Consider the following 24,991-nt stretch of genomic DNA (forward strand, 5'->3'; position numbering starts at 1 on the left):
GCGGCCGCTCAGCTCAGCCAGAACCACACCCCCAACGCCGCCGCGGCGCACAGCCCGGCGGCGTTTTGCGCTATGCGCCCCAGCCATCGAGTGCGCCGCGACCAGTCCTGGGCGGCGCGATCGCGCAGCACGCGCACGTCGCGATAGGTTTTCCATTGGCGCGGCGGAAAGCGGTTTTCCGCCTGCGCGGTCAGGCCCAGGCGACGCAGGCTGTGGCCCCACAAGGCCAGCGGCAGCGACGGCGCGAACACCACGCCGGCGATCGCCCGGCGCAGCCAGCGCCGCGCCTGTTCGGCGTCGCCGGCCTGGACGTGGCTGTGCACGATCTGCAGCCACTCGTGCAATTGCCACAGCCCGATCGCGCACAGGCCGACTATCGTCGACAACAGCCACAGGCTGCGTCTGCGGTAGGCTAAGTCGGCGCGGTGGATTTCCATCGTCTCGCTCCCGGCAAGCGACGGCACGGTCCGCGATGGACGGCGCTGCGGTCGCAGGCCGCCATCAAACCGTTCCGATCCGACCATGTCCATACCCGCCGAAAACTATTACCGCGCCAGTGTCGGCCACGACCGTCGATGGTCGCCGCTGGAAGGCCCGGCGCAGGCGAGAGTGTGCGTGATCGGCGGCGGGTTCGCCGGGCTCAACACCGCGTTGGGACTGGCCGAACGCGGCCTCGACGACGTGCTGCTGATCGAGGCGCAACGGATCGGCCACGGCGCCTCCGGACGCAACGGCGGCTTCGTGTTCGGCGGCTTCTCGCGCGGCGAGGACGCGCTGCTGCGCGAGCTGGGGCCGCAACGCGCGCGCGCCCTCTACGCCGGCAGCCTGGACGCGGTCGAGCTGATCCGCTCGCGCATCCATCGCCACGGTATCGACTGCGACGCGACCGAGGCCGGCATCGTCTGGGCCAACTGGTTCCGCGATCCTCACGTGCTGCGCTCGCGCCAGCGACTGCTGGCCGAACACTACGACACGCACTGGCAATGGTGGCCGCGCGAGCGCCTGCGCGAACGCGTGCGCAGCCAGCGCTATCACGACGCCTTGTTCGAACCGCAGGCTTTTCACTTTCATCCGCTCAAGTACGCGCAGGGCATCGCCGCGCTCGCGACCGAACGCGGCGTGCGCGTGCACGAGGGCACCGCGGCGCTCGCGCTCGAACGCGGCCCCTCGGGCTGGCGCGTGCGCACCGAACGCGGCGAGATCCAGGCCGAGCAGGTGGTGCTGGCCTGCGGCGGCTATCTGGCCGGGCTGCGGCGCGAAGTCGATGCGGCGGTGATGCCGATCGCGACCTATGTGATGGTGACTGAGCCGCTCGGCGATCGCCTCGACAGCGCGTTGCGCACGCGCGCGGCGGTCTACGACAGCCGCTTCGCCTTCGACTATTACCGGCCGCTGGCGGACACGCGGCTGCTGTGGGGCGGGCGCATCTCGGTACGCGAACGCTCGCCGCGGCAGGTGCAGCGCCTGCTTTATCGCGATCTGCTCAAGGTGTTTCCGCAACTGGCCGGGACCCGGGTCGATTACGCCTGGTCCGGGCTGATGAGTTACGCGCGCCACCAGATGCCGCAGATCGGCCGGGTCGATGACGGCCTGTGGCTGGCGCAGGCCTTCGGCGGCCATGGCGTCGCCCCGACCACGTTTGCCGGCGAAGTGCTGGCCGCGGCGATCGCGCACGGCGACGAGCGCTGGCGCGAGCTGTCCGACTACGGTCTGGTCTCGGCGATGAAACCCGCCGGTCTGCTGGCCGCGCAGCTGAGCTACAGCTGGGCGCAGTTCAAGGACCGATGGAAGGACATGACAGAAGGAAGCAAGCGATGAGTCACGGCAATGCGGGCGAGGGCGGCGGCGAACAAGCGCACGGCCTGATCGCGTGGAGCGATTTCGAGAAGGTGCTGATCTGCGCCGGCACGGTCACCCAGGTCGAGGAATTCCCGCAGGCGCGCAAGCCGGCGTGGAAGCTGTGGGTGGATTTCGGCCCGTACGGGCTGCGCAAGACCAGCGCGCAGATCCGCCATCTGTATTCGGCGGACGAACTGCTCGGACGGCAGATCGTCGGGGTGGTCAATTTCCCGCCCAAGCAGATCGGGCCGTTCGTGTCCGAGTTCCTGCTGACCGGTTTTCCGACCGAGGAGGGCGTGGTGATCACCACCATCGAGCGGCCGGTGCCGAACGGGACGCGGCTGGCCTGAGGCCGCTGCGCGGTGCGGGGCTTGAGCGCCGCAAGCGCTCCAACTTGCGCCGTTGCGGCGGATTGGCCACGGCGGCGGCACAACTTGCAGGCCCGGCAGCGACTCCCAGACCACACCAATACAAAGCCGGCCGCAGATTAACCGGCTTCATTAAGTAAATTTAATGCCGCCAACACGCAATAGCGGCGGATCGGTTGCTAGCATCCGGCTGCGATCCACATTCCGATCGCGTTTCAGGGAGATTCGCCATGCGCCGTACGCTCGCCGTTTCGCTCGCTTCCCTCCTTCTGTCCTTGAGCCTCGGCGCCGTCGCCGCGCCGCAGCCCGCGCCCGCCACCCAGCCCGCATCCGCGACCAAGTCGGCGCCGGCCGCCGCCACCGCCGCCAAGCCCGCCGCCGCGGCCCCCGCCAAGTCGGCACCGGCCAAGTCGGCACCGGCCAAGGCCGCGACCGAACGTTGCCGCGACGACAAGGGCAAGTTCATCGCCTGCGCCAAGAAAGCCGAAACCAAGCACTGCCGCGACGCCAAGGGCAAGTTCACCGCCTGCCCGAAGTAAGCCGCGCCGCATCGGCTCGCGTTTTATTCGCCAGATCGCCGGTCGCGCGCGAGCGCGGCCGCACTGACGACCCGCTCCGGCGGACGATCAGCGTCCGCCGGAGTTTTTTCCTCAGATCGGGGCCGTCGCCGAGGCGGCTGAATCGCCTGACGGATCGGCTATGCAAGCCGATGCCACTGGCGCCCAGCGAACACCATCGCGACCGCGAAGCAGTGGATGCGAATCCAAGCGCGACCAACGCGACTCAGAACACGCCCGGCACCAGCCACCAGCTGCGCGTCTTGTACGCGGCCCATTGCGGGTAGCGCGACATGCTGGCTTCCTTCATCGCCATGTTCACCGCGAACAGACCCAGCCATACCCAGGCCAGTACCAGCGCCGGCAGCCAGTGCCAGACCATCAGCGCGAAGCTGCCGTAGATCATGATTTCGCCGAGATAATTCGGGTGGCGGACATAGCGGAACATGCCGTCGTCGATCAAGCCGCGGCGCAGGCGCAAGGTGAAATACTTTTGCGCATCGGCGGCTATCATGATCGCGCAGCCCAGGATGCAAAGGCTGATGCACAGGCAGAACCAGGCCGCGTCCGGCAGCGGATAGTCGGGCCGCGCCGTGCCGGAGATCAGCAACCAACCGAACACCCAGTACCAACCCAGCACGCTCAGGAACGAGTTGATGCCGCCGCCGATCGTCACCTTGACCTGCCAGCTCGGGTCCGGAAACGTCAGGTCCTTGATGATCCAGACCAGGCCGTAACTGCCGTGCATCGCCAGGTAGATCCACGCCGCGGTGGAGGTGTTGTGGTAACAGGCGATCAAGGCGCCGAGAAAGAAGAACGTGCCGGCCTTCTGGAAATTCACCACCCAGGCAAGTTTCCACGGCCGCGGGCCGCCGAGGAAATCCTGCGACAGGTAAGTGGTGAGGCGGCGCATCGCGACGGCCCAGCCGGGCGGCGAGACTGATTCGTTCATGGGTGACCGGTTCCGAAGGACGTGCGTATCAACGCTGCATCCCATCATGCCGCCCGCGCCGGATACAGGGGCGGATGCGGCCAAATGCGCAGGCAAAAAAAGAACCCCGGGTTATGCCCGGAGCTCTTCAGCGCAAAGCGCGATGCCGCGTTCGGCTTACAGCGACTCGAACACGCCCGCCGCGCCCATACCGGTGCCGATGCACATCGTCACCAGGCCGTACTTCTGCTTACGGCGCTGCAGGCCGTGCACGATGGTGGCGGTGCGGATGGCGCCGGTCGCGCCGAGCGGATGGCCGAGCGCGATCGCGCCGCCGAGCGGATTGACCTTGGACGGGTCCAGGCCGCTGTCGCGGATCACCGCCAGCGCCTGCGCGGCGAAGGCTTCGTTGAGCTCGATCCAGTCGATCTGGTCCTTGCTCAGGCCGGCCTGCTTCAGCGCCTTGGGGATCGCCGCGATCGGGCCGATGCCCATCACTTCCGGACGCACGCCGGCGACCGAGAAGCTGACGAAACGCGCGAGCGGAGTCAGGCCGTAGTCCTTCACCGCCTGGCCCGAGGCCAGCAACACCGCCGCGGCGCCGTCGCTCATCTGCGAACTGGTGCCGGCGGTGACGCTGCCGCCGAACTGGCCGTTGCGGAACACCGGCTTGAGTTTGGCCAGCGCTTCCAGCGACGCGTCCGGACGCGGACCTTCGTCGAGCTCGACCAAGCTCTTGCGCAGCTTGATCAAATTGCCGGACAGGTCGGGCTGGTGCGAGATCACTTCATACGGGCTGATTTCGCTCTTGAACTCGCCGGCCTGCTGCGCGGCGATGGCCTTCTGGTGAGAGGCCAGGGCGAACGCGTCCTGATCCTCGCGCGAGATCTTCCATTCCTCGGCGACCTTCTCGGCGGTAATGCCCATGCCGTAGGCGATGGCGACGTGGTCGTCGTTGAACACCGACGGCGACAGCGCGACCTTGTTGCCCATCATCGGCACCATCGACATCGACTCGGTGCCGCCGGCCAGCATCAGGTCGGAATTGCCCAGGCGGATTTCGTTGGCCGCCAGCGCCACGGCCTGCAGGCCCGACGAGCAGAAGCGGTTGATGGTTTGCGCGGCGATGGTGTTGGGCAGACCGGCCAGCAGCACGCCGATGCGCGCCACGTTCATGCCTTGCTCGCCCTCGGGCATGGCGCAGCCGATGATCGCGTCGTCGATGCGGTTGACGTCGATGCCCGGCGCCTGCGCGATGACCGACTTGAGCACATGCGCGAGCATGTCGTCGGGACGGGTATTGCGGAACACGCCGCGCGGGGCCTTGCCGACCGGGGTGCGGGTGGCGGCGACGATGTAGGCGTCTTGAACTTGCTTGCTCATGGCTTTCTCCGAAAGCCGGGAATCGGGAATCGGGAATCGGGAATCGTCGAAGCACAGGCCCGGCGATGTTCCGATTCGATTCTTGCTCCCGGTTTTTTTCTATATGGGGGCAGGAGAGGGGAAACGGGAGAAGAAGCCGTGCTTCTGCGATTCCCGATTCCCCATTCCCGATTCTCAGTTCCTAAGCGGCTTGCCGGTCTTGAGCATGTGCGCGATGCGCTCCTGGGTCTTGGGCATCTGCGCCAAGGCCACGAAGTGTTCGCGCTCGAGCTTGAGCAGCCATTCCTCATCGACCAGCGCGCCGCGATCGACTTCGCCGCCGCAGATCACGGTGGCGATGCGGGTGGCGATCTCGTAGTCGTGCTTTGATATGAAACGGCCTTCCAGCATGTTCACCAGCATCATCTTGAAGGTGGCGATGCCGACGTCGCCGGCGACCTGGATGCGGCGGCCGGGCAGGGGCGGGCGGTAGCCGCTTTCGGCCAGCGCGCGCGCCTGCGCCTTGGCCACGTGCAGCAGTTCGAAGGCGTTGAACACGACGCGGTCGCTGTCGCGGGCCAGCTTGAGTTCGCGCGCTTCGACGGCCGAGGTCGAGACCTTGCCCATCGCCACGCTCTCGAACGCGGTCTTGAGTTCGGCGAACACGTCGCCGCCCGGACCGGCCGCTTCCGAAGCGCGCACCGCGAATTCCTTCAGGCCGCCGCCGGCCGGCAGCAGGCCGACGCCGGCCTCGACCAGGCCGATGTAGCTTTCCAGCGCGAACACGCTGCGCGCCGAATGCATCTGGAATTCGCAGCCGCCGCCGAGGGCGAGGCCGCGCACCGCCGCGACCACCGGCACCAGCGAATACTTGATGCGCTGGCTGGTGGCCTGGAAGTTGGCCACCATCGCCTCGAAGCCCTTCAGATCGCCGGCCTGCAGCAGGCCCAGCGCGCCGGACAGATCGGCGCCGGCCGAGAACGGCTCCTTCGGCTGCCAGATCACCACGCCCTTGAACTTCTTCTCGGCGATGGCGATGGCTTCCTGGATGCCGTTGAGCACGTGGTCGTTGACCGTGTGCATCTTGGTCTTGAAGCTGATCACCGCGATGTCGTCGCCGTCGTCGGCCCACAGGCGGATGCCGTCGTTCTCGAACACGGTCTGGCCCTGCGAGAACTTCTCGCCGAGCAGCGCATCGGGGAAACGCTGGCGCGCATATACCGGGTTGGACGAACGCGGCACCTGGGCGTTGCGGCCCGGGCTGTAGCTGCCGTCCTTGCCGTGCACGCCTTCGCGGCCGTCGAACACCCAGTTCGGCAGCGCCGCGCTGGCCATGGTCTTGCCGGCGACGATGTCTTCCGCGATCCAGTCGGCGACCTGCTTCCAGCCCGCGGCCTGCCAGGTTTCGAACGGGCCCAGCGACCAGCCGTAGCCCCAGCGCATGGCGAAATCGACATCGCGCGCGGTGTCGGCGATCGATTCCAGATGGAAGGCGCTGTAGTGGAAGGTGTCGCGGAAGGTCGCCCACAGGAACTGCGCCTGCGCATTGGTGCTGGCGCGCAGCGCGGCGAACTTCTTCGCCGGGTCCTTTTCCTTCAGCAGCGCGGCGACGTCGGCATCGAGCTCGCCGGCGCTGACGCGGTAATCCTGCGCTTTCAGGTCCAGCACCAGGATGTCCTTGCCCTTCTTGGTGTAGAAGCCGGCGCCGGCCTTCTGGCCCAGCGCGCCTTTCTCGACCAGCGCGGTCAACCACTTCGGCGACTTGAAGTACGGATGCCACGGATCGTCGGGCAGGGTGTCGGCCATGGTCTTGATGACGTGGGCCATCGTGTCCAGGCCGACCACGTCGGCGGTGCGGTAGGTGGCCGACTTCGGACGGCCGATGGCCGGGCCGGTCAGCGCATCGACGGTGTCGAAGCCCAGGCCGAATTGTTCCGTGTGGTGCATGGCGGCCAGCATCGAGAACACGCCGACGCGGTTGCCGATGAAGTTCGGGGTGTCCTTGGCGATCACCACGCCCTTGCCCAGGGTCGTGGTCAGGAAGGTTTCCAGGCCTTCCAGCACCGAGGCGTCGGTGCTCTTGGCCGGGATCAGCTCGGCCAGGTGCATGTAGCGCGGCGGGTTGAAGAAATGCACGCCGAGGAAGCGGTGGCGCAGCTGCTCGGGCAGCACTTCGGAAAGCTTGTTGATGCCCAGGCCGGAGGTGTTGGAGGCCAGCACGGTGTGATCGGCCACGAACGGGGCGATCTTCTTGTACAGGTCCTGCTTCCAGTCCATGCGTTCGGCGATCGCCTCGATGATGAGGTCGCAGCCGCGCAGCTGTTCCAGGCCGGTGTCGTAGTTGGCGGCGGTCAGGCGCTCGGCCAGGGCCTTGCTGGCCAGCGGCGCCGGGCTGAGCTTGGCCAGATTGGCGATGGCCTTGTTGACGACACCGTTGGGATCGCCTTCTTTCGCGGCCAGGTCGAACAGGACCGTATCGACGCCGGCATTGGTGAGGTGCGCGGCGATCTGGGCGCCCATGACGCCGGCCCCGAGGACCGCGGCGCGACGGACTAGCAATTGGTTGGACATCGTCTACAACTCCTTGAAGGAATTCGAGAATCTGGGACGTGGCGAGGGGAGGTACTCACGCGGGCACTGGCTGCATCCAGCGCGGGCTCGCTGAGCGCGGGCGGGTGGGAGTCACCGGTGCACTGGGCACGCCGGCGGCGCCGGTCCCCGCCGGGACCGGGCCTGCGCCGCTCAGCTCTTGAAGCCGGCGGCGGCGAAACGGATCAGTTCGCGGGCAGCGCGTTCACGATGCGCCGACTCGGTGACACCGGCGGGACGCTTGATCAGGCCGAAATCGGCCATGGCGTAGGTCAGCGAGCCGGCCAGGAAGTCCAGGCGCCAGTACAGCTCTTCCTTGCTCAGCCCGGGCACCGCCACGGCGATGGCCTTGGCGAATTCGCGCAGCACGTGGCCGTAGTGGTCGGACAGGAACTTGCGCAGGCTGTCGTTCTTCTCGGCGTAGGCGCGGGCGATGACCCGCACGAAGGCGCCGCCGCCGTTGCGGTCCTGGGCCAGGGCCAGGGCGGGTTGGACGAACGCGGCCAGGATCGGCTCCAGTTCGCCCGGATGCTGGGCGATGGCGGCCTTGAGCGCGCTCATGCGTTGCTCGGTCATCTCGTCCATGCGACGGCGGAACACCTCGTTGACGAGGTTTTCCTTGCTGCCGAAGTGGTAATTGACCGCGGCGATATTGACGTCGGCGCGGCTGGTGACCTGGCGCAGCGAGGTTCCGCTGAAGCCGAACTGGGCGAACAGCTCTTCGGCGGCGCCGAGGATGCGGTCCTTGGTCGAAAAATGCGCGGTGGTGGACATGCGGTCGGGCGGACTCCGGAAACAGTGGGGGACGGCTGGCGGCGGTCTTGAAGCGGCGGCATGAATCAAACGCTTGTTTGATGCTAGTCCGCGGGGCGAGGGCGCGTCAATCCGCCCGCCTGACCGGATCGGTCGGTTTGCGGGGCGGCCGGGCGGCGGCAATGTGTCGTGGTTTGCACAATCGCGTGCCGGCCGCGCCGGAGCGATCCCGGTCTCATCGCGAAACCGACTTCGGTGTCGCCCGAAACCGGTGTGCCATCGCATCCAGGGTGTGGCGACGGGCTCGCGGTTACATGTAGAATTACGGGAGCCATATCGGCTAAACCCGCGTTTCGTCGCGGGTTTTCTGTTATTCTCAGGGCCGACCGTAAGCGGCCCGCCTACCCGGAGACTTTCCATGGCGCTGGAGCGCACCCTGTCCATCATCAAGCCCGACGCCGTCGCCAAGAACGTCATCGGCGAGATCTATTCCCGTTTCGAAAAGGCCGGCCTGAAGGTCGTGGCTTCCAAGATGAAGCACCTGTCGAAGCAGGAAGCCGAAGGCTTCTACGCCGTGCATCGCGAGCGTCCGTTCTTCGCCGCCCTGGTCGAGTTCATGATCAGCGGTCCGGTGGTGATCCAGGCGCTGCAGGGCGACAACGCCGTGCTCAAGCACCGCGATCTGATGGGCGCCACCAATCCGAAGGACGCCGCGCCGGGCACGATCCGCGCCGACTTCGCCGACAGCATCGACGCCAACGCCGTGCACGGTTCGGACAGCCTGGAGAATGCCGCGATCGAAATCGCGTACTTCTTCCCGGCCACCGACGTGTATCCGCGCTAAGCCACGCAACGAGTACGACGTGAACGATATCCGCGACACCGCAAACGATCTTCCGCTCGCCGGCGACACGCCCACGACGGAATCCGCGGTGCGCGCGGACATCGAGATCGTAAACGTTACCGGCAAGACCACGGCGCCGATGTCCCTCGGCGCCATGGTCCCCGACAACGGCAAGACCAATCTGTTCGATCTCGACCGCATCCAGCTCGAAGACTTCTTCGAGCAGACCCTCGGCGAGAAGCGCTATCGCGCGCATCAGGTGATGAAGTGGATCCATCACCGTTACGTCACCGATTTCCACGACATGACCGACCTGGGCAAGGTGCTGCGCGCCAAGCTCGAAGCGCATGCGCAAGTGCGCGCGCCGATGGTCGTGTTCGACAAGCCTTCCACCGACGGCACGCACAAGTGGCTGCTCGGCATGGACCCGAAGAACGCCATCGAGGCGGTCTTCATCCCCGACAAGGGCCGCGGCACGCTGTGCGTGTCCTCGCAGGTCGGTTGCGCGCTGAACTGCCAGTTCTGCTCGACCGCGACCCAGGGTTTCAACCGCAATCTTTCGACCGCCGAGATCATCGGCCAGGTCTGGGTCGCGGCGCGTCACCTCGGCAACGTCCCGCATCAGCAGCGCAAGCTCACCAACGTGGTGATGATGGGCATGGGCGAGCCGCTGGCGAATTTCGACAACGTCGTGCGCGCCATGAGCATCATGCGCGACGACCTGGGCTACGGCCTGGCCAACAAGCGTGTCACCCTGTCCACCGCCGGCATGGTGCCGATGATCGACAAGCTCGGCGAGGTCAGCGACGTGTCGCTGGCGGTGTCGCTGCACGCGGCCAACGACGAGCTGCGCAGCCAGCTGGTGCCGCTCAACAAGAAATACCCGATCGAACAACTGATGGACGCCTGCGTGCGCTACGCGCTGCGCAAGCGCGGCACCTCGGTCACCTTCGAATACACCCTGATGAAGGGCGTCAACGATCAGCCGACCCATGCGCGCCAGCTGGTGCGCCTGCTGCGCCAGTTCGACAACGCGGTGCAGATGAAGGACGCGGCCAAGGTCAACCTGATCCCGTTCAATCCGTTCCCCGGTACGCGCTTCGAGCGCCCGGACGAAGCGGCGATCCGCGCCTTCCAGAAACTGCTCAACGACGCCGGCATGATCGCGCCGGTGCGGCGCACCCGCGGCGACGATATCGACGCGGCCTGCGGCCAGCTCAAGGGCCAGGTCATGGACCGCACCCGGCGCCAGGCCGAGTTCCGCAAACAACTGCAAGCCCAGGGCTTGGATGGACAGAGCAGGGATATGGGCGATGCCGCGGCTTGATTCACCGCTCCAAGCCTCGCAAGGCCGCGGCGTTCGCGCCGCCCGCTGGGTGCTGCTGTCGGCCTTGGTCGTGCTGGGCGCGGGCGCCTGCAACCGCTTGAGCTTCATCAAGCCGAACTTGCAGCGTCACGACTTCGAGCACACCGGCCCGACCTACGATTTCAAGGACAAGCGCAAGGGCGCCGACGGCAAGAGCGCGGCGATGGGCCGGGCGTTGTCGGCGCAGCGCTACCTGGAGGCCGGCGACGTGGCCAAGGCCCGCGACGAGCTCAAGCAGGCGCTCAAGTACGATCCCCGCTCGGCCGAGGCCTACAGCCTGATGGCGGTGCTGGCCGAGCGCGACAACCAAAACGCCGAGGCCGGCGGTTATTACCGCAAGGCGGCCGAGTACGCGCCGACCCGCGGCGCGGCGCTCAACAACTACGGCGTGTGGCTGTGCGCCAACCAGCGCACCGGCGAGGCGATGACGTATTTCGACCGCGCCCTGGCCGATCCGCAGTACTCCACGCCGGCGGTGGTACTGGCCAACAGCGGCGCCTGCGCCGACAAGCTGGGGCAGGGTGAACGCGCCGACGCCGATTTGCGTCTGGCGCTGTCCATCGATCCGAACAACTCGATGGCGCTGGGCGCGATGGCCAAGCGCCAGCTGCGCCTGGGCAAGGCCTTCGAGGCGAGGGCCTTTTCTGAACGGCGATTAGCCGCTGGGCCTATTTCAGCTGAAGCGCTGATGACTGCGTCACAAATCGAACAAAAACTCGGCGACACGGCAGCCGCCGCGAGATACGTTCAGCGAATGAGGGCGGAGTTCCCTGACGCGCAGGGCTCCGAATCGGGGGATGGCGGTAAGTGATGATGCAGTCGAACGAATTCGCGACTGAGGTCGGCGGAAGCTGTGGCGCGCGTCTCAAACAGGCTCGCGAGACAGCGGGGCTGTCCATCGAAGACGTGGCCGCACGGCTGAAAATGCCGTCGCGTGTCGTCAAGTCGCTGGAAAGCGACGACATCGCCAGCATTGGCGCGCCGGTTTTCGTGCGCGGCCAGCTGCGCAGCTACGCGCGCCTGGTCGGCATCGACCTGGAAAGCCAGCTGAGCGGCACGCCGGTGGCTTCGACCGCCCCGTCCGAACTGGTCAGCCACACCCACACGCCGCGCTACCGCCGCGTGTTCGAGCAGACCACGCGCCGCGCTGTCTATATCGTCATGACCGCGGCCATCGCGGTGCCGATCTGGATCGCCACGCGTCATCCCAACAGCAATTCCACCGTGCAATCACTGGACATGGCGGCGCTGCCGGCCGGTCCGGCGGGCGCCGCGCCGTCGCAAGCGGGCGGCGCCGCGCAGGCGGATTCGGCGCCGCCGCAGCGCACGCCGCTGATCGCATCGATGACGCCGCCGCTGCCGCAGGCGCAAGCCCAGGCCGCGAAGACCCTCAATTTGAAGTTCAGCGGCGACAGCTGGGTGCAGATCGTCGGCACCGACGGCAGCAAGCTGGAAGAAGGCATCCTCGGCGCAGGCCAGGAGCGCAGCTACAACCCGGGCGACGTCGCCAGCGTGCGTCTGGGCAACACCTCCGCGGTCGAAGTCCGCAACGCCGGCCAACCGGTCGATCTGGCACCGTTCAGCCGCGCGAACGTCGCGCGCTTTACGCTATCCTCTGACGGTTCCCTCGCGCCGGTCTCCGACTGACCCGCGCCGCGGGTCCGCGAACACCTTCATCGGCCCGACGCTGCATCAAGTGCGGCTTCGGGCCGGTCCATTACGGCCCATTCCGCCGCGCCCGCGCGGCGGCGGGCCGTTCAGCCAGCTTACCGACGGCGCATCATGGCGATTGACGACCTGCTCGACGAACACGAACAAAGCGAACGCGTACTGTCCTGGTTGCGCGCCAACGGCGCCGGCCTGATCGGCGGCATCGCCCTGGGCCTGGCCGCGATCGGCGGCTGGAAGTGGTGGGGCAACCACCAGCTCGAAGAACACGGCAAGGCCGCCGCGCAGTTCCAGGCCGCGACCGATGCGGTCGATGCCAAGGACAAGGCCGCCGCGGCCAAGGTCAAGGCGCTGCCGGACGGCATGTACCGCACGCTGGCCTCGCTGGACCTGGCCAAGTCGCAGGTCGAGACCGACCAGCGCGACGCCGCCATCGCCACTTTGCAGGGCATCAAGACCGACGACGCGGCGATCGCCGAGATCGTCAATCAGCGTGTGGCGCGCTTGCTGATCGACGCCAAGAAGCCGGCCGATGCGGTCAAGCTGCTCGACAAATCGACCTCGCCGATGGCGATGGAAGTCCGCGGCGACGCCCAGCTCGCGCTCGGCAAGGCCGATCTGGCCCGCAACGACTACACCGCCGCGCTCGGCAAGCTCGATGAAGCCTCGCCGCGCCGCCGCCTGCTCGAACTCAAGCTCACCGAAGCCGGCGGCACGCCGGTCAAGCCCGAGGCCAAGTCTTAATGATCCAAGCCCAGAAGATGTCCTCCGGCGGCGCCGTCGTGCGCGCCACCGCCGCTGTCGTGTTGTGCGCGTTCGCACTGAGCGGCTGCTCCACCGTCAAGGGCTGGTTCGGCGGCAAGAAGAAGGACGACGGCAAGCCGAACGAGCCGACCGAACTCACCGACTTCACCGCCAGCGTCAAGGTCGACAAGATCTGGTCGGTCAACGCCGGCAAGGGCGAGGAGCGCATCGGCGTGGGCCAGGGCCCGACCGTCGCCGACGGCCGCGTCTATGCCGCCGCGCTCAAGGGCGGCGTGCACGCCTACGATCTGCAGACCGGCAAGGAAGTCTGGCACTACGTGCCCAAGCGCAAGGACAAGGACAAGAAGGACAAGGACATCCGCCTGTCCGGCGGTCCCGGCGCGGGCGAAGGCCTGGTCGTGATCGGCGGCCTGGACGGCGAAGTGATCGCGCTCGACGCGGCCACCGGCGCCGAGAAGTGGACCGCCAAGGTCACCAACGAAGTCATCGCCGCGCCGAGCATCGGCCTGGGTCTGGTGTTCGTGCGCTCCAACGACGGTCGCGTCACCGCGTTCGACGCCGCCAGCGGCGAGCGCCGCTGGTTCTGGAACCATGAAGTGCCGATGCTGTCGGTGCGCGGCAACGGCTCGCCGGCGGTGGGCCCGGGCTTCGTGTTCGTCGGCAACGACGACGGCACGGTCAGTGCGCTGGCCTCCAGCGACGGCCACACCACCTGGGACCAGTCGGTGTCCCAGCCCGAAGGCCGCAGCGAGCTCGACCGCATGGCCGACGTGGACGGCACTCCGGTGCTGGAAGGCACCACCTTGTACGCGACCAGCTTCAAGAAGCAGACCGTGGCGATCGACGCGCCGAGCGGCCGTCCGATGTGGTCCAGCGAGCACGGCGGCGTCGGCCGTCTGGGCCTGAGCGGCGACAAGCTGATCGTCAGCGATCCGTCCGGCACGGTGTACGGCCTGGACAAGAACGGCGGCAGCGCCTTGTGGTCGCAGCCGTCGCTGGCGCGCCGCAACCTGACCGGCGCGGCGGTGCAGGGCGATTACGCCGTGGTCGGCGATTTCGACGGCTACGTGCACTGGATGAAGCTGGACACCGGCGAGTTCGCCGCGCGCGCCCGCGCCGGCGGCAAGCCGCTCAAGGCCGCTCCGGTGGTCGCCGACGGCGTGCTGATCGTGCAGAACATCAAGGGCGAGCTGACTGCGTTCAAGCTGCAGTGAAGTGAGGCAGGCAGCGGGTCGTCGGGCATAGGGAAGGGACGGTTCGGCGCGGTTTTACCGCTGCGCGGCCTTCCTTCCGGTTCCCGATAGCACGTCCCGGCATGCGCGGCCCGGGCGGCGAACAGCCGTTCCGGGCCGTTCGTTTTATCGGTATCCGCCCGCCGCGGGCCCGTCCGCGCTCACGGCGACCTGGGCCCGAAGCCCGGTCAACCGGGCGCGCGAAAGCGTCTTCGCGCCCGCTCTGGCACTATGGCGGCCTGTTTCATGACGGCCGGCCTCGCAGAACCGGTTTCATGGCCGCCGGACGCCCGTCGATTCGGCGGCATGACCGCGATTCGACGATGGTCTGCTCCGCAAACCCGCTCTACATGAATTAGTTCCGTCGGGAGCCGAAGGCCGACGCCGCTGCCCGCAGCCGCGCACCTTCCATTCCCGATTCCCCATTCTCCATTCCCGGCTTCAAACACATGCTGCCCCTAGTCGCCCTCGTTGGTCGTCCCAACGTCGGAAAATCCACCCTGTTCAATGCCCTCACGCGTACCCGCGACGCGCTCGTCCACGACGAGCCCGGGGTCACCCGCGATCGCCACTACGGCGTGTGCCGGCCCGAAGGCCAGCGCCCGTTCGCGGTCGTCGATACCGGCGGTATCGCCGGCGTCGATGAAGGCCTCGCCGGCGCCACCGCGCGCCAAGCCCGCGCCGCGGCGGAGGAAGCCGATCTGGTCCTGTTCGTGGTCGATGGCCGCGAAGGCGCCTCGGCCCTGGACGACGAAATCCTGGCCTGGCTGCGCAAGACCGCGCGGCCGACCTTGCTGGTGGTCAACAAGACCGACGGCCTCGACGTGCGCGCGGCGATCAACGACTTCGCCCGCTACGGCATCCGCGATGCGATCGGCGTGTCCTCGGCGCACCGCCAGGGCATCGACGAACTGTTCGCGGAAGTGTTCGCGCGCCTGCCCGAGGCCGGCGTCACCGCCGAGCTCGACAACGATCCCAACCGCATCCGCGTGGCCTTCATCGGCCGCCCGAACGTGGGCAAATCGACCCTGGTCAATCGCCTGCTCGGCGAAGAACGCATGATCGCCTCCGAAGTGCCGGGCACCACCCGCGATTCGGTCGCGGTGGATATGGAGCGCGACGGCCGCCTGTACCGGCTGGTCGATACCGCCGGCGTGCGGCGCAAGTCCAAGGTCGAGGAAGCGGTCGAGAAGTTCTCGATCATCAAGACCCTGCAGGCGATCGAGAACTGCCAGGTCGCGGTGGTGATGCTCGACGCCGGCGAAGGCGTGACCGACCAGGACGCCAGCGTGCTCGGCTATGCGCTCGACTCCGGTCGCGCGCTGGTGGTCGCGGTCAACAAATGGGACGGGCAGACCGAGTACCAGCGCCAGCAGACCGAAAACCTGCTGACGCGCAAACTCGCCTTCGTCGAATGGGCCGAGAAGATTCGCATCAGCGCCAAGCATGGTTCGGGCTTGCGCGAGTTGTTCGCCGCGATCCATCGCGCGCACGCCTCGGCGACCACCGAAATCGGCACCAGCGAAGTGACCAAGGCGATGGAAGTCGCGTACGAGACCAATCCGCCGCCGGTGGTGCGCGGACACGTGGCCAAGCTGCGCTTCGCCCATCCGGCCGGTTTGAATCCGCCGACCTTCGTCGTCCACGGCACCCGTCTGCGCACGCTCGCCGACAGCTACAAGCGCTATCTGGAGAACTTCTTCCGCAAGCGCTTCAAGCTGGTCGGAACGCCGGTGCGGTTCGTGTTCAAGGACAGCGCCAATCCGTACGAGGGCAAGAAGAACGTGCTGACCGAGCGTCAGGTGGCCAAGAAGAAGCGCTTGATCCGGCATGTGAAGCGCGGCAAGTAAGCGTTTCGGCTTCGGCGGCTTCCTCGTTGCGGCCAGTCGCATCGCATCTGGTGTCGGGGCTGAAGCCCCTCCCACAAAAAACCTCGCGGCCTGCGAGGTTTTTTTGTTTTTCGGCGGGGCTTGCAGTGCGTTGCCCTGCGCCGTGGACAATCGGCCAGCACGCTGGAGAACGAAGGATTGCGAAGCAACGAAGTCTTTTGTGGGAGGGGCTTCAGCCCCGACTCGAAGCTTCACAGGCGAAGTAAGCGCAGACAACACCAGGGCATCGCGAAGCAACGAGGTCTTTTGTGGGAGGGGCTTCAGCCCCGATGCGAAGCTTCAGGGCGAAGTAAGTCCAGACAACACCAGGGCATCGCGAAGCAACGAAGTCTTTTGTGGGAGAGGCTTCAACCCCGACGCGAAACTTCAGGGGCGAAGTAAGCCCAGACAGCACCAGGGCATCGCGAAGCAACGAAGTCTTTTGTGGGAGGGGCTTCAGCCCCGACTCGAAGCCTCACGGGCGAAGTAAGTCCAAAGCAACGCCGACCTTCAGCCGCCGCATTTCCATCGCGACGCGCCGGCGATGGGCAACGGGCACAATACGGTTCAAGCCCCAAGCCCCGAACGCATTCCCCATGACCATCGCCGCCTCCGAGCTGACCCTGGGCCTGTTGGCCGGCGGCCGCGCATCGCGGCTGGGCGGCATCGACAAGGCTTGGCTGCGCCGCGATGGCGAAGCGCAGGTGCTGCGCCTGGCGCGCGCCTATGCGCCGCGGGTCGCGCAGGTGCTGGTCAGCGCCAATCGCGACCAGCAACGTTATGCCGCCAACGGTCTGCGCGCCGTCGGCGACGTCATTCCCGATCTCGGCCCGCTCGGCGGGCTCGATGCCCTGGCTTCGGCCTGCGCCACGCCCTGGTTGTTCACTCTGCCGGTGGACGCGGTGAACCTGGACGAAAACCTGCTGCCGGCGCTGATCGCCGCGCAGACCGGGCAGGGCGCCTACGCGATCGACGACGACGGCGTGCAGCCGCTGTTCGCGCTGTGGCCGGTCGAACCGCTGCGCGCGGCGCTCATGGATGCCCTGCAACGCCGCGCGCTGGCGGTGCGCGCGCTGCAGGCCGCACTCGGCATGACCGCGCTGCGCCTGGATGGCCTACGCTTCGGCAATCTCAACACGCCCGAGGATCTGGCCGCGGCCGGCTTCATCGCCGATCCGGATCCGTGACGCCCTCATTCACCCGTTGCGCGCCGCGCGACCGCAGAGCGATACGCCCATGACCGATTTCCCGACCGGCCTGTTGTTCGACGAGGCGATGACGATCCTCGCGCAAGTCGGCGCCGAGTACCGGCTGAACGCCGAAACCCTGGCCCTGCCGCGCTGTCACGGCCGCGTGCTGGCCCAGGACGTGGACGCGCCGCTGTCGCTGCCGCCGTTCGACAACAGCGCGATGGACGGCTTCGCCCTGCGTCAGGCCGACCTGGACGGCGAGCACACCGCGTTGAGCCTGATCGGCGAACAGTTCGCCGGCCTTGCCGCGGGCCTGAGCCTGGGCGCCGGCCAATGCGTGCGCATCACCACCGGCGCGCCGATGCCGGCCGGCGCCGATACGGTCGCGATCAAGGAAAACGTGCGCATCGACGGCGACCGGGTAATCGTGCCGGCGCTGGCGCGCGGCCAGAACGTGCGTTACGCCGGCGAGGACGTGGGCGAGGGCGAGCGCGTGCTGCGCGCCGGCCAGGTGCTGACGCCGGCGCGAGTGTCGCTGGCCGCGTCGATGGGGCTGGCCTCGCTGAGCGTGCGGCGGCGGCCAACGGTGGCGGTGTTCACCAGCGGCGATGAACTCGTCGAGCCGGGCATGCCGCTGGCGCCGGGGCAGATCTACGACAGCAACCGCGACCTGCTGATGGGCCTGCTGCGCGCCGACGGCCTGGAGCCGACCGCGTGGCCGCGTCTGCCCGACGACGCCAAGCAGGTCGAGATCGCGTTGCGCGACGCGGCCTGCGCCTTCGATCTGGTGTTCACCTGCGGCGCGGTCTCGGCCGGCGAAAAAGACCATATCCCGGCGGTGCTGCGCGAGTTCGGCCGCATCCATTTCTGGAAGGTGAAGATGCGTCCGGGCATGCCGCTGGTGTTCGCCAGCATGGATCAGGCGCGAATGCTCGGCTTGCCGGGCAATCCGGTGTCGGTGATGGCGACTTACCTGAGTTTCGGCCGCGCGTTGATCGACGCTCTGCAGGGCCGCGCCGAGCCGCGCGCGGTATTGCGCGCGCGGCTGGTCGGGTCGATCGAGAAGACCCACCCGCGCCGCGAATTCATCCGCGCGCGCCTGCTCAGCGACGACGACGGCGTGCTGCGGGTGGACCCCAATCCCGCGACCGGCTCGCACCGGCTGCGCGCGGCGGCCGATTCCGATGCGTTGATGGTGGTGCCGGAAGGGCCGCAGCGGCTGGGCGAGGGGGCGGTGATGGATGTGTTGCCTTATGCGCTTGGGTGAGGTGCCGCGTTTGCGAGCCATTGGCTCGCGCGGCACCGAACGCCCGAACGCTATTCGTTCGGGCCGGGGGGGAGGGGCGCGCGCCCCGACGCAACACAGCATCGCGCCCCATGCCCGCCGCCGCTCCCGCCACAGGCGATAATCCCCGCATGAGCATCGAATCCATTTCCCCGGCGCAGGCGCACCGGCGGCAACAGGCCGGCGCGATCCTGATCGATGTGCGCGAAGCGCACGAACGCGCCGCCGGTCACGCCGAACACGCGCGGGGCATCGCCAAGGACGCCCTGGAAGCCGATCCGCACGCGAATCTGCCCGACCGCGACGCCGACATTCTCCTGATCTGCCAATCCGGCGCGCGTTCGCTGCGCGCCGCGCGGACCCTGCTCGACGCCGGCTACCGCCGCGTGGCCTCGGTCGAAGGCGGCACCACGCGCTGGCTCGCCGAGGGCCTGCCGATGACGGTGCCGCAACAGTCCGACGACGAGCGCGACTTCCATGATCGCTATTCACGCCATCTGCGCCTGCCCGAGGTCGGCGAAGCCGGCCAGCGCAAGCTGCAGGCAGCGCGCGTGGCAATGGTCGGCGCCGGCGGCCTGGGCTCGCCGGCCGCGTTCTATCTGGCCGCGGCCGGCATCGGCACGCTGGTGCTGGCCGACGACGACGTGGTCGATCGCAGCAACCTGCAGCGACAGATCCTGCATACCGAAGACCGCATCGGCGTGTCCAAGGTCGAATCGGCGCGGATCGCGCTGGCGGCGCTCAATCCGCGGGTGAAGGTCGAGACCTTCGCCGAGCGCATCGGCTCGGACAATGTCGAGCGCCTGATCGGCGCGGCCGACGTGGTCTTCGACGGCGCGGACAATTTCCCGGTGCGCTATCTGCTCAACGATGCCTGCGTGAAGCTCGGCAAGCCGCTGGTGTACGGCGCGATCCATCGTTTCGAAGGCCAGGTCAGCGTGTTCGACGCCGGGCGCCATCGCGGCGTGTGTCCGTGTTACCGGTGCCTGTTTCCGGAACCGCCGCCGCCGGAAGCCGCGCCCAATTGCGCCGAGGCCGGCGTGCTCGGGGTGCTGCCGGGCGTGGTCGGGCTGATCCAGGCGACCGAGGTGATCAAGCTGATCCTGGGCCTGGGCGAATCGCTGGCCGGGCGCTTGCTGCATTTCGACGCGCTGGGCATGCGATTCCGCGAGACCCGGCTGCGGCCGGACCCCGAATGCCCGCTGTGCGCGGCCGGGCGCGAGTTTCCGGGGTATATCGACTATCAAGCGTTCTGCGCGGCGCAGTGACGGCTGCGCGGTCGCGTATTACGGGAGAGATCGGACGATGATGAAACCTTCGATTGGATCTGCCGGCGCGGGCCGTAGCGGTGCGAGCGCGATTGACCGGAATCGCTTCGCCGATCGGCGAAGCGAGCGTCGTCCGCACTCGCCATCGCCGCGTTGTTCGCGCTGAGTCTGTGCGCGATCCGCGGCGAGGCCGCCGAAGCGCCGACGGCGATGACGCGTCTGGCCGAACTCAGCGCGCAGCGGGTGTTGCTGGCCGACACGGTCGCGGCGAGCAAGCGCCAGTCGGGCAAGCCGGTCGAGGACGCGGCGCGCGAACAGTCGCAGTTGGAACAACTCGGTGCGCAGGCCGCCGCGCGAGGTTTGGCGCGCGAGCAGGCCACGGCGTTCTTCAAGGCGCAGATCGAGGCGAACAAGCTGGTGCAGTACCGTTTGCTGGCGCAGCCGTTGCGCAAGGCGGCCGCGGCGATCGATCTGGGGCCGGTGCGGCAGCGGCTGGATGGGATCAACGCGGAATTGCTGGACGCGCTGGCGTCGGCCTTGGCGGAAGCGAAGGAAGAAGGTTGCGTCGTGCGCGCTCATGAAGCGCAGCGGCGCGCGGCGCGGCAGCATCGATTGGATGATCTGCATCGCATCGCGTTGACGCGTGCGTTCGGCGATTTGTGCGCGATGCCTTAGCCGATTCAATACAAGCGCGATCGAATCGCGAGGTCTGTTGTAGGAGGGGCTTCAGCCCCGATGCTTTTCGCTCAGGTTGCGCTGATCCAAGACAGCTGATCGAAAAGCATCGGGGCTGAAGCCCCTCCCACAACAGACTTCGCAAGTCCGCGCTCAAGGTTGCCAGGTCGCGCCCGGTGACACGACCTGAGCTTGCGGATCATCATCGAATCCCGATTCCCGATTCCCGATTCCCGATTCCCGAATCCCGAATCAAGCCGCCGCCACCGCCTCGATCTCCACCATCCAGCCTTCCTCATACAACTCAGCGATGATCACCGTCAGCGCCGGCGTGTGCTTGCCGAGGATTTCATGGCGGATTTCGTAATTGCGCTGGCGCAGGCGGCGCTCGGTGAGGTAGGTCGTGACCTTGACCAGATTGCTGAAGTCCATGCCGGCCTGCTTGAGCTGCTGCTCGACGTTGGCCCAGGCGCGGCGGCATTGGCCGTCGAAGTCCTTCGGCAGGACGCATTTCTCGCATTGCGGCAACTGGCCGCTGATGAACAACAAGCGCTGGAAACCACTGATCTCGTGCGCTTGGGCATACGAAACTTCGTTGGGCTGGATCGCGTTGCGTTCCATGATGGCGCCTTCGTGGTTGTACCGCGTTGGAAAGTGAGCGGCGAGGGCGAAAGCGCGGCCGGGCACTGTCCCGGCCATGGCTGTCGAGGGCGCGCGCTCGCCGTTTCGCTCAGTCGATGAACTCCTTCAATGCCTGACCGTACTCCGGATACAGAGCGATGTTGTGATGGTCCGCGCCTTTCAGCTGGACCACGTCCACGCCTTGCGGACGGGTCTGCAGCGAATGGATCAGCCGGGTGGTGTTGGCCGGCGGAACCACGTCGTCGGCGGTCGCGCGCACGACCAGGATCGGGCCGAAATAGCCGCGCAGATTGGCGACGGAGTCGTAGCGGTCGCGCACCAGCCAGCGCGTGGGCAGCCAACGATAATGCGCCTGCGCGGTTTCGCTGAGGCTGTCGAACGGAGTCACCAGCGCCAGCCGCTGCACCGGCCGCTTGCCGGCCACGGCGCTGGCCACGCCGCTGCCCAGGCTGCGGCCGATCACCGCGATCGGCTGGCCGGGATGCTCGCGCGCGACCTGGTCGAAAATCGCCAGCCCGTCGGCGACCAGCGCCGCTTCCTCCGGCGCGCCGTCGCTGGCGCCGAAGCCGCGGTACGACAGCAGGTAGATGGTGCGATCGGGAAACCACTGCGCCAGGGTCTCGCGCATGTTCTCGACGCGCTCGGCGTTGCCGCCGAAATAGATCAGGGCCTTGTCGCGCCCGGCGTTGAGGCGCCAGCCGCGCAGGACGATGTCGCCGCGCGCGATGGTGTAGTCGGTCATGTCCACGCCCAGGCGCGTGCCCTGGGGGAAATACATGAGCTCGCGTTGCTTGACGTACATCCAGCCGCAGATGCTCAGATATCCGGCGGCGGCGACGCCGGCCAATGCAGCCAACGATTGAAGCATTCGGGGATTACGTGCCATCGATGCGGAAGCCTTCCTAGCGATGCGGAGGACGCGCGGTCTGCGGCCGCAGACGGCCGCCGGCGCGGTGTGCGATTACCGCGACGATAACCCGCCGCGACGATGCCCGCCAGCGCATCGTTTGCATGACAGCGCGACACGATCACGCGACTTGCACGGACAATGGCTAGGCTGGCCGCAGGCGGGCTCATCCAGTCGTGCCAGCAACCCTGCGTTCGCCGATGTCGCGGACGCATCGCCCTGCGGAGATCGCCGATGTCGCATAAGTTCGCCCTCGCTTTGCTGATCCTGGCCGCGCTGTGCGCCCCCATCGGCGCCGCCCGCGCCGCCGACCCGTGTCCGGCGCTGCGGGCGCAGGGCGGGGCGGCCGATACCGCGACCCGTATCGCCGCCGCGGCGTGCCTGGAAAACCTGCAGTGGTTCCGGCCCTTCATCGACACTCAGGGCCGGCTGGCCAGCGCCAGCGTGAGCGAGGCGGAAACCTCGCGCCTGGAAGACGGCGCCACCGAAACCTGGCGCCGCACCGCCAGCTACTGGCGCGACACCGGCCTGCTGCAGCGCATGGGCGGCTTCGCCGGCGCCGAGCAGTGCTTCGATCCCTACGGCAGCGGTTATTCGACCGTGGCCTGCCGCGCGTTCCTGATCGACAACCCGTGGTCGGCCGCGTTCGTGTCCTACGTGATGATGAAGGCCGGCGTGCGCGGCTTCCGCCCTTCGGCCAGCCATTACGACTACGTGCGCGACGCCTACCGGGCGCAGGACCAGAGCCCGTTCCTGTACCTGGACCCGGCCAGCTCGACCGCCGCGCCCGGCGATCTGCTGTGCGCGGTGCGTTCCAGCAACCGCGTCTACGGCTATCAGGGCCTGATCGCCGCGCTCGATGGCGGCAACGGCGGGCTCAACATGCATTGCGATGTCGTCGTCGGGGTCAATCCCAACAACGACGGCAAGGCGTATCTGATCGGCGGCAACGTCCAGCAGGGCGCGACGATGCGGCTGATGGCGGTCAACCGCAACAACCAGTTCTGGCCGCTGCCGCTGCGCAGCGAGACCCAGGTCGAGTGCTCGCCCGACACCGTCGCCGCCTGCGACATGAACAAGCTCGACTGGGCGGTGCTGCTCAAGCTCAAGCCCGAGGCCACGCTTTCCCAGCTGGCGCCGCCGACGCCGTTGTTCGCGCCGCAGCAGGCGCCGGCCTCGGCGCAGCCGTCGGGCTGCTGCGTGCAGTGCGTGCTGGGGTCGAACGTGCCGCGTTGTCCGAATCCGAATGCGCCGGGGATCAGGCCAACCGAAGGGGACTAATACCACTGAACCAACCGAAGCGAAGTTCTTCAGGATGGTTTTGCACCGGTCGCTCAGAACCCCCTGGCTTGGGCTGTAGCGCTTTCGTGGGTCGCGACGGTTAGGACAGCCAACCCACCCTCAACCATGCTCCCTCTGCGCCGCCTCGAACGCCGCCAACTGCTCCGGCGTAGCCTCCTTCTGAAACTTGGCCTTCCATTCCCCGAACGGCATGCCGTAAACAGCTTCGCGCGCCTCGTCCTTGCTCATGCCGATGCCGCGCGCCTGCGCCGCTTCGCGGTACCAGTCGGCCAGGCAGTTGCGGCAGAAGCCGGCCAGGATCATCAGGTCGATGTTCTGCACGTCGCTGCGCTCGTGCATCATGTGCGCGAGCAGGCGGCGGAACGCGGCGGCCTGCACGGCGATGGTTTCGTGATCGGCCGGGGCGTGGTCCGAAGTCGGGTCGGGGAGGCTCATGACGGGGCTCGCGATGCGATTAGGGGGAGGGATCGGCGAAAATCGCGCGAACGAATGGGGGATAATGCGCGGCCACGACTTTACCGCAGAGCCTTCGACCCCGCATGACGCCCGCATCGCACCCGGCCCGCATCCTCGACGGCAAGCGCATCGCCGAGGACCTGCTCGACAACCTCAAGGCCCAGATCGACGCGCGCGTCGCCGCCGGCCTGTCGCGGCCCGGGCTGGCGGTGGTGCTGGTCGGCGCCGATCCGGCCTCGGCCGTGTATGTGCGCAACAAGCGCCGCGCCGCGCAGAAGATCGGCATCCGCGCGATCGACTACGACCTGCCGGCCGACACCGGCAACGATGAACTCCTCGCCCTGATCGACCGGCTCAACGCCGATCCCGATGTCCACGGCATCCTGGTGCAGTTGCCGCTGCCGGACCGGCGCGACGCGACCGCGCTGATCCACCGCATCGACCCGAACAAGGACGTGGACGGCTTCCATCCGGAAAACGTCGGCCATCTGGTGCTGCGCCAGTTCGGCCTGCGTCCGTGCACGCCGCGCGGCATCACCATGCTGCTGGGCTACACCGACCGGCCGGTGCGCGGGCAGAGCGCGACCATCGTCGGCGTCAGCAACCACGTCGGCCGGCCGATGGCGCTGGAGCTGATGATCGCCGGCTGCACGGTCACCAGCTGCCACAAATTCACCCCGCCGGCGGTGCTGGAAGCCTCGGTGCGCGGCGCCGACATCCTGGTGGTGGCGGCCGGCCGGCCGGGCCTGATCCCGGGCGAATGGGTCAAGCCGGGGGCGGTGGTGATCGACGTCGGCATCAACCGCCTGGACGACGGCCGCCTGGTCGGCGACATCGGTTTCGAGGCCGCGGCCCAGCGCGCCAGCTGGATCACCCCGGTGCCAGGCGGGGTCGGGCCGATGACTGTCGCGACCTTGATGCAGAACACGCTGGAAGCGGCCGAGGCGGCGGATCGGGGCTGAGCGGGACGCATAGGCGGCTGGGGCAGGTGGTCACGGTCGCGCGCCGCTTTTTTTGCTCGTCATTCCCGCGGACGCGGGAATCCAGTGACTTCAGCCGGTACTTTCCCGGCCTGCGCTCGGTCGGACTTCAAGCGTTCTCGCACGAAAGGCCCTGGATTCCCG

General features: G+C 67.6%; 24 protein-coding genes. 16 read left to right on the forward strand and 8 right to left on the reverse strand.

What is annotated here, in order from left to right; genetic code table 11:
• Nucleotides 1-8 precede the first annotated feature (8 nt).
• The gene (locus J7J50_RS11255; RefSeq protein ID WP_215058075.1) at nt 9-437 is read right to left on the reverse strand and encodes a hypothetical protein; all 429 of its coding nucleotides are present in this window, start codon (nt 435-437) and stop codon (nt 9-11) included.
• 85 nt (nt 438-522) lie between these two features.
• Between J7J50_RS11255 and J7J50_RS11260 the strand changes: the two genes are divergently transcribed.
• The 3 genes from J7J50_RS11260 (at nt 523) to J7J50_RS11270 (ending at nt 2,746) form a co-directional block, all read left to right on the forward strand.
• Nucleotides 523-1,818 carry an FAD-binding oxidoreductase gene (locus J7J50_RS11260; protein ID WP_215058076.1) on the forward strand — a complete coding sequence of 432 codons (1,296 nt, stop codon included), beginning with the start codon at nt 523-525 and terminating at the stop codon, nt 1,816-1,818.
• The gene (locus tag J7J50_RS11265; protein ID WP_215058077.1) at nt 1,815-2,189 is read left to right on the forward strand and encodes a tRNA-binding protein; all 375 of its coding nucleotides are present in this window, start codon (nt 1,815-1,817) and stop codon (nt 2,187-2,189) included. The genes J7J50_RS11260 and J7J50_RS11265 overlap by 4 nt, the downstream gene beginning before the upstream one ends.
• Nucleotides 2,190-2,437: 248 nt before the next feature.
• The gene (locus J7J50_RS11270; protein ID WP_215058078.1) at nt 2,438-2,746 is read left to right on the forward strand and encodes a hypothetical protein; all 309 of its coding nucleotides are present in this window, start codon (nt 2,438-2,440) and stop codon (nt 2,744-2,746) included.
• A gap of 244 nt (nt 2,747-2,990) precedes the next feature.
• Here J7J50_RS11270 and J7J50_RS11275 read toward each other — a convergent pair whose 3' ends face one another.
• The 4 genes from J7J50_RS11275 to J7J50_RS11290 all read right to left on the reverse strand — a co-directional run bounded on the left by J7J50_RS11275 (nt 2,991) and on the right by J7J50_RS11290 (nt 8,420).
• Nucleotides 2,991-3,716: a DUF1295 domain-containing protein gene (locus tag J7J50_RS11275; RefSeq protein ID WP_215058079.1), complete on the reverse strand. Its 726-nt coding sequence runs from the start codon at nt 3,714-3,716 to the stop codon at nt 2,991-2,993.
• Nucleotides 3,717-3,872: 156 nt separating this feature from the next.
• Nucleotides 3,873-5,078, reverse strand: a complete 1,206-nt coding sequence (locus J7J50_RS11280; RefSeq protein ID WP_215058080.1) for an acetyl-CoA C-acyltransferase — start codon at nt 5,076-5,078, stop codon at nt 3,873-3,875.
• A gap of 174 nt (nt 5,079-5,252) precedes the next feature.
• On the reverse strand, nt 5,253-7,628 hold the full coding sequence (locus J7J50_RS11285; protein WP_215058081.1) for a 3-hydroxyacyl-CoA dehydrogenase/enoyl-CoA hydratase family protein: 2,376 nt from the start codon (nt 7,626-7,628) through the stop codon (nt 5,253-5,255).
• Nucleotides 7,629-7,799: 171 nt separating this feature from the next.
• Nucleotides 7,800-8,420 carry a TetR family transcriptional regulator gene (locus J7J50_RS11290; RefSeq protein WP_215058082.1) on the reverse strand — a complete coding sequence of 207 codons (621 nt, stop codon included), beginning with the start codon at nt 8,418-8,420 and terminating at the stop codon, nt 7,800-7,802.
• Between the two features lie 397 nt (nt 8,421-8,817).
• Here J7J50_RS11290 and ndk point away from each other — a divergent pair, with 397 nt between their 5' ends.
• The 11 genes from ndk to aroQ all read left to right on the forward strand — a co-directional run bounded on the left by ndk (nt 8,818) and on the right by aroQ (nt 20,560).
• On the forward strand, nt 8,818-9,243 hold the full coding sequence (ndk, locus tag J7J50_RS11295; protein WP_215058083.1) for a nucleoside-diphosphate kinase: 426 nt from the start codon (nt 8,818-8,820) through the stop codon (nt 9,241-9,243).
• Between the two features lie 139 nt (nt 9,244-9,382).
• Nucleotides 9,383-10,570, forward strand: coding sequence for a 23S rRNA (adenine(2503)-C(2))-methyltransferase RlmN (rlmN, locus tag J7J50_RS11300; protein ID WP_215058176.1), 1,188 nt, complete (start codon nt 9,383-9,385; stop codon nt 10,568-10,570).
• Nucleotides 10,557-11,420: a type IV pilus biogenesis/stability protein PilW gene (gene pilW, locus J7J50_RS11305; protein ID WP_215058084.1), complete on the forward strand. Its 864-nt coding sequence runs from the start codon at nt 10,557-10,559 to the stop codon at nt 11,418-11,420. Before rlmN ends, pilW begins: the two co-directional genes overlap by 14 nt.
• Complete coding sequence (locus J7J50_RS11310; RefSeq protein WP_215058085.1) at nt 11,420-12,256, forward strand: RodZ domain-containing protein; 837 nt, start codon at nt 11,420-11,422, stop codon at nt 12,254-12,256. The genes pilW and J7J50_RS11310 overlap by 1 nt, the downstream gene beginning before the upstream one ends.
• A 135-nt stretch (nt 12,257-12,391) precedes the next feature.
• The gene (locus tag J7J50_RS11315; RefSeq protein WP_215058086.1) at nt 12,392-13,021 is read left to right on the forward strand and encodes a tetratricopeptide repeat protein; all 630 of its coding nucleotides are present in this window, start codon (nt 12,392-12,394) and stop codon (nt 13,019-13,021) included.
• A 17-nt stretch (nt 13,022-13,038) separates the two neighbouring features.
• Complete coding sequence (bamB, locus tag J7J50_RS11320) at nt 13,039-14,256, forward strand: outer membrane protein assembly factor BamB (protein WP_215058177.1); 1,218 nt, start codon at nt 13,039-13,041, stop codon at nt 14,254-14,256.
• A gap of 467 nt (nt 14,257-14,723) precedes the next feature.
• On the forward strand, nt 14,724-16,124 hold the full coding sequence (der, locus tag J7J50_RS11325) for a ribosome biogenesis GTPase Der (protein WP_215058087.1): 1,401 nt from the start codon (nt 14,724-14,726) through the stop codon (nt 16,122-16,124).
• 614 nt (nt 16,125-16,738) lie between these two features.
• Nucleotides 16,739-17,329 (forward strand): molybdenum cofactor guanylyltransferase, encoded by a 591-nt coding sequence (locus tag J7J50_RS11330; RefSeq protein WP_215058088.1) that lies wholly within the window; start codon nt 16,739-16,741, stop codon nt 17,327-17,329.
• Nucleotides 17,330-17,378: 49 nt separating this feature from the next.
• On the forward strand, nt 17,379-18,599 hold the full coding sequence (glp, locus tag J7J50_RS11335; RefSeq protein ID WP_215058089.1) for a gephyrin-like molybdotransferase Glp: 1,221 nt from the start codon (nt 17,379-17,381) through the stop codon (nt 18,597-18,599).
• A gap of 149 nt (nt 18,600-18,748) precedes the next feature.
• Nucleotides 18,749-19,885, forward strand: coding sequence for a molybdopterin-synthase adenylyltransferase MoeB (gene moeB / locus J7J50_RS11340; RefSeq protein WP_215058090.1), 1,137 nt, complete (start codon nt 18,749-18,751; stop codon nt 19,883-19,885).
• A 153-nt stretch (nt 19,886-20,038) separates the two neighbouring features.
• Complete coding sequence (gene aroQ / locus J7J50_RS11345; protein WP_215058091.1) at nt 20,039-20,560, forward strand: gamma subclass chorismate mutase AroQ; 522 nt, start codon at nt 20,039-20,041, stop codon at nt 20,558-20,560.
• Between the two features lie 252 nt (nt 20,561-20,812).
• Here aroQ and J7J50_RS11350 read toward each other — a convergent pair whose 3' ends face one another.
• A complete protein-coding gene (locus J7J50_RS11350; protein ID WP_215058092.1) occupies nt 20,813-21,181 on the reverse strand; it encodes a RidA family protein in 369 nt (122 codons plus the stop codon).
• Between the two features lie 109 nt (nt 21,182-21,290).
• Nucleotides 21,291-22,070: an alpha/beta fold hydrolase gene (locus J7J50_RS11355; protein ID WP_215058093.1), complete on the reverse strand. Its 780-nt coding sequence runs from the start codon at nt 22,068-22,070 to the stop codon at nt 21,291-21,293.
• 273 nt (nt 22,071-22,343) lie between these two features.
• Here J7J50_RS11355 and J7J50_RS11360 point away from each other — a divergent pair, with 273 nt between their 5' ends.
• Nucleotides 22,344-23,390 carry a DUF2272 domain-containing protein gene (locus J7J50_RS11360; protein WP_215058094.1) on the forward strand — a complete coding sequence of 349 codons (1,047 nt, stop codon included), beginning with the start codon at nt 22,344-22,346 and terminating at the stop codon, nt 23,388-23,390.
• A gap of 120 nt (nt 23,391-23,510) precedes the next feature.
• Here the strand turns inward: J7J50_RS11360 and J7J50_RS11365 are convergent, their stop codons facing one another.
• Entirely contained in the window at nt 23,511-23,846 is a 336-nt protein-coding gene (locus J7J50_RS11365) for a DUF1244 domain-containing protein (RefSeq protein ID WP_215058095.1), read from the reverse strand.
• 104 nt (nt 23,847-23,950) lie between these two features.
• On the opposite strand from J7J50_RS11365, the gene folD reads away from it, so the two are divergent.
• Nucleotides 23,951-24,829: a bifunctional methylenetetrahydrofolate dehydrogenase/methenyltetrahydrofolate cyclohydrolase FolD gene (folD, locus tag J7J50_RS11370; protein WP_215058096.1), complete on the forward strand. Its 879-nt coding sequence runs from the start codon at nt 23,951-23,953 to the stop codon at nt 24,827-24,829.
• The last annotated feature ends 162 nt before the right edge of the window (nt 24,830-24,991 follow it).

This window comes from Lysobacter sp. ISL-50, assembly GCF_018612875.1.
GTDB lineage: Bacteria > Pseudomonadota > Gammaproteobacteria > Xanthomonadales > Xanthomonadaceae > Lysobacter.